General features: G+C 33.7%; 3 protein-coding genes. All 3 read left to right on the top strand.

Going from position 1 to position 4,429, the window contains the following annotated elements:
- The first annotated feature begins 413 nt into the window (after positions 1-413).
- The 3 genes from GQ589_RS11235 to GQ589_RS11225 all read left to right on the top strand — a co-directional run bounded on the left by GQ589_RS11235 (position 414) and on the right by GQ589_RS11225 (position 4,083).
- Complete coding sequence (locus tag GQ589_RS11235; RefSeq protein WP_160426256.1) at positions 414-2,291, top strand: PTS mannitol transporter subunit IICBA; 1,878 nt, start codon at positions 414-416, stop codon at positions 2,289-2,291.
- A gap of 70 nt (positions 2,292-2,361) precedes the next feature.
- Complete coding sequence (locus GQ589_RS11230) at positions 2,362-3,525, top strand: mannitol-1-phosphate 5-dehydrogenase (protein WP_160426253.1); 1,164 nt, start codon at positions 2,362-2,364, stop codon at positions 3,523-3,525.
- Between the two features lie 6 nt (positions 3,526-3,531).
- Positions 3,532-4,083, top strand: a complete 552-nt coding sequence (locus GQ589_RS11225; protein ID WP_160411392.1) for an MltR family transcriptional regulator — start codon at positions 3,532-3,534, stop codon at positions 4,081-4,083.
- Positions 4,084-4,429 lie beyond the last annotated feature (346 nt).

The following is a 4,429-nucleotide window of genomic DNA, read 5'->3' as shown; positions in this document are numbered from 1 at the left end:
CTGCTGTTTTATTGTAAAACATCAATAAACATAAAACCGCCATAAGGCGGTTAATTTATTAAAAATAAGTTGAAATAAAAAACTTCAATAAAATCAATACCTTTCCTAGGCATTTTTTAATCAAAATGAAACCTTATCAGATTGCTTATTTTGCTAAAAAATTATACAAAAAGTAATCACTATTAATAATAATTCAATCTTGTAAAAAATTTTCAGGAAACTATACGTTTTAGTATAATTTTCTCTTACCACCTTCCAAAAGAGTGATCTTAATCACAAAAATAAAAAATAGACCCATTTTAACAATGTGACACTCATCACATTTATCAATTTTTTTTAATGAATTGAATAACTAAATCCTTCTACAATAGCAACATGATGATTATATCAATCAATAAGGAAAGTTTTATATTATGACAAATTCAAACATCAAATTAAAAGTTCAAAATTTTGGGCGATTCTTAAGTAATATGGTCATGCCAAATATCGGCGCATTCATTGCTTGGGGATTTATTACCGCTATTTTTATTCCAACGGGTTGGTACCCAAACGAAAGCATTGCCAAATTGGTTGGACCGATGATTACTTACTTATTACCACTGTTGATTGGTTATACTGGCGGTAAATTAGTTCACGGTGAACGAGGCGCCGTTGTTGGTGCAATCACAACAATGGGAGTTATTGTTGGCGCAGACATCCCAATGTTCTTAGGCGCAATGATAGTTGGCCCTCTAGGTGGTTGGATAATAAAACAATTTGATAAAGCCATCGATGGAAAAGTCAAAAGTGGTTTTGAAATGTTAGTCAACAATTTCTCGGCCGGTATTATTGGTATGTTACTTGCATTGCTTTCTTTTTTTGCAATTGGACCTTCTGTCGTTATTGCATCTGGTAAATTAACCCTTGCCGTTAATTTCTTAGTTGAGCATAATTTACTACCTTTAACTTCGATCATCATTGAACCAGCTAAAATTCTTTTCTTAAATAATGCGATTAACCACGGTATATTTTCACCATTAGGTATTCAACAAGCCGCTGAGTATTCTCAATCTATTTTCTTTTTAATTGAAGCAAATCCTGGCCCTGGTTTAGGTTTATTACTCGCTTATATGTTCTTTGGTAAAGGTTCTGCAAAAAGTTCAGCTAGTGGCGCAGCAATCATTCATTTCTTTGGGGGAATTCATGAAATTTATTTTCCATATGTCTTAATGAACCCTCGTTTAATTATTGCAGTAATTTTAGGTGGAATGACAGGCGTATTTACTTTGACACTATTTGGTGCAGGATTAAGCTCACCGGCATCACCAGGTTCAATTATCGCCGTTCTTGCCGTCACTCCAAAATCATCAATGCTTGGTGTAATTATTTCTGTCATTGCGGCAACAACAGTAACGTTTATCGTTTCAGCTATTTTACTAAAAACTACAAAAGAAACTGATAAAAGTCTTGAAGATGCAAAATCGAATATTTCTGCAATGAAAAATGAATCAAAAGGAATTTCCAATGGTATCCTTGATCTTGCTAAAGTTAAGAAAATCATAGTAGCTTGTGATGCAGGAATGGGCTCAAGTGCTATGGGCGCCGGTGTCTTACGCAAAAAAGTTCAAGATGCAGATTTGGATATTTTTGTCACTAATGTAGCGATTAATAATCTACCAGATGATGTTGACATTGTTATCACACATAAAGACTTAACCGATCGCGCAAAACAACATGCACCAAATGCACATCATATTTCATTGACTAACTTTTTAGACAGCCAATTATATAGCCAACTCGTGGCTGACCTTTTAAGTTCTCAAGCGAATAGTGGCACAATAGAAACAGCATCTGCAAGCAATCAATCGACTGATAATGCCCCTTTATTTAAATTATCAGAACAAAATATCTTTTTAGGACTAACAGCTAAAAATAAAGAAGAAGCCATTCGCTTCGCTGGGCAAAAATTAGTCGATAATGGTTATGTTGAAACTACCTATATAGAAGCAATGCTAGAACGTGAAAAACTAACATCAACTTATTTAGGAGAATCAATAGCTGTCCCACATGGTACTATTGAATCAAAAGACGATGTTATTAAAACTGGTATCGTATTTTGCCAATACCCAGCTGGAGTTCAATTTGGTGATGAAGAAGACGATAAAGCAAAAATAGTGATCGGTATTGCTGCTCGCAATAATGAACATCTTGATGTCATAGCAAAATTAACTAATGCATTAGATGATGAAACTATTATTGCAAAGCTAGCAACAACAAATAGTGTTGAAGAAGTTTTAGCAATACTCAGCTAACCTAGTTCTATTTCCCGCTTGATGCGGGAAATTAAGTTAAACAGTTAAATTAAATTTAAGGATTATTATTATGCAAGCACTACACTTTGGCGCAGGTAACATTGGACGAGGTTTTATAGGTAAATTACTATCCGATGCTGGCGTACTGGTCACATTTGCTGATGTAAATCAACAAATTATTGATGCTATAGCCACTCGTCATGAATATCCAGTAAATGTTGTTGGTGAACAATCTACCACCGAAATAGTTAAGAATGTTGATGGAATTAACAGTACCTCTAATGAAGTTATCGATTATATTGCCAAAGTAGATTTAGTTACCACCGCTGTTGGTCCACAAATTTTAGCGCGTATCGCCCCTACTGTCGCACAGGGAATTATTGCAAGGCACAAACAGGGAAACACAGCACCACTTAACATTATTGCTTGTGAAAATATGGTTCGTGGTACGAGCCAATTTAAACAAGAAATATTTAAAGCACTACCAGAAGATCTTCACCAATGGACAAATTCCCATATCGGTTTTGTCGATTCAGCCGTGGATCGCATTGTACCACCTGCAACATCAAAAACAGGTGATATTCTCGAAGTCACTGTTGAAACTTTTTCGGAATGGATTGTTGATGAAACACAATTTGTCGGTAATATCCCCTCAATTAATGGAATGCAACCTGTTGATAATTTAATGGCTTTTGTCGAACGCAAGCTATTTACCTTAAATACAGGACATGCAATCACAGCTTATTTAGGTTTTTATAATGGTATTGCTACCATTCGTGATGCAATTTTAAACGAAAAAATTCGTTTAGTTGTACGTGGTGCTATGGAAGAAAGTGGTCTAGTACTCATTAAACGTTACAATTTTGATGAGCAAAAACACATGGCCTACATTGAAAAAATCTTAACTCGTTTTGAAAATCCTTATTTACATGATGATACTGCTCGTGTTGGTCGTCAACCAATTCGTAAATTAGGGACTAACGACCGTCTAATAAAACCATTGCTCGGAACATTTGAATATCAAGTCAAAAATACGAATTTATTAGTAGGTATCGCTGCTGCGCTTAATTATCGCAATAATGATGATGAACAAGCGGTTGAATTGGCTAACCTCATTACTGAAAAAGGTGTTAAACATGCTTTTTGCCAAATTTCGGGGATTGATGTTAATAATTCTATTGTTAAGCAGGTTGAAGAATTTTATACTGCAATGCAAAATCATCATTTTATATAATCTCTAATGCCCGAATCGATATTACAAGAAGATACGATATTAGAAAAACTTAACCAGCAAGCTGATATTCATAGCTTGCTGGTAGTTGCTATTAAGTTAATCAATGACAATATCGACAAATTAATTCTTAAAGTTTTTCGAAAAGAACCTCATGCCATTAAATTTGTCATCCCTTCGTTAATTGGTAAAAATGGTCCACTTAATGATACAGCTGTTTGCTTAAAATTACTTTATGCTCTTGGCATCATCACTCGTGAAGATTATGAAGACATTGAATTGCTAATAGCTATTTTAGATGAATTAAACCAAGACGATAAAAAATACACTTATCTAGATGATGAAATTCTAGGTCCCATCAGCTTGTTACATGACATGGTATTACCGCCCAATTGGACTTTGCAACAAGATGAAGACAAAGAAATAGGAATTGTAGATACGTTAAAATCCTCAATATATCAAAATCGCTATCAGCAAATGATACGTTCCGCACTCATCATCGCGATTACTGAGCTAACGGTTCGCATTATTAATAAACAAAAGATTGACTATTTCCCATAATAATATTAGGTGTAAATTTGCTATTTTCGATATGTTATTTATTTTTGTTTAAAAAAATTATTGTTAATTTAAAATAAAATGATTTAACTAGTAAAAACATCGATTCATTCAAGCTGATTGTTTGCTTTATTTATCTCAAACCTCTCAATAATTCGATTTAAATTTTATTATTCTACCAACATTTTCAAACTCAAAACATATGGATAATATCTTTGATGTCCTAGTAGTTTTAGAATGGATAGTATTGGTATGAAAAAACCACAAGAAATTACCAATAAAACGCTATCGCTTGATTTTAAACGCAATAAACAAATTCACTGCTGTTTTATTGTAAAACATCAATAAA

Source organism: Gilliamella sp. Pas-s27 (genome assembly GCF_009795865.1).
Taxonomy (GTDB): Bacteria; Pseudomonadota; Gammaproteobacteria; order Enterobacterales; family Orbaceae; genus Gilliamella.
This window is presented reverse-complemented; position numbering and strand designations above follow the sequence as displayed.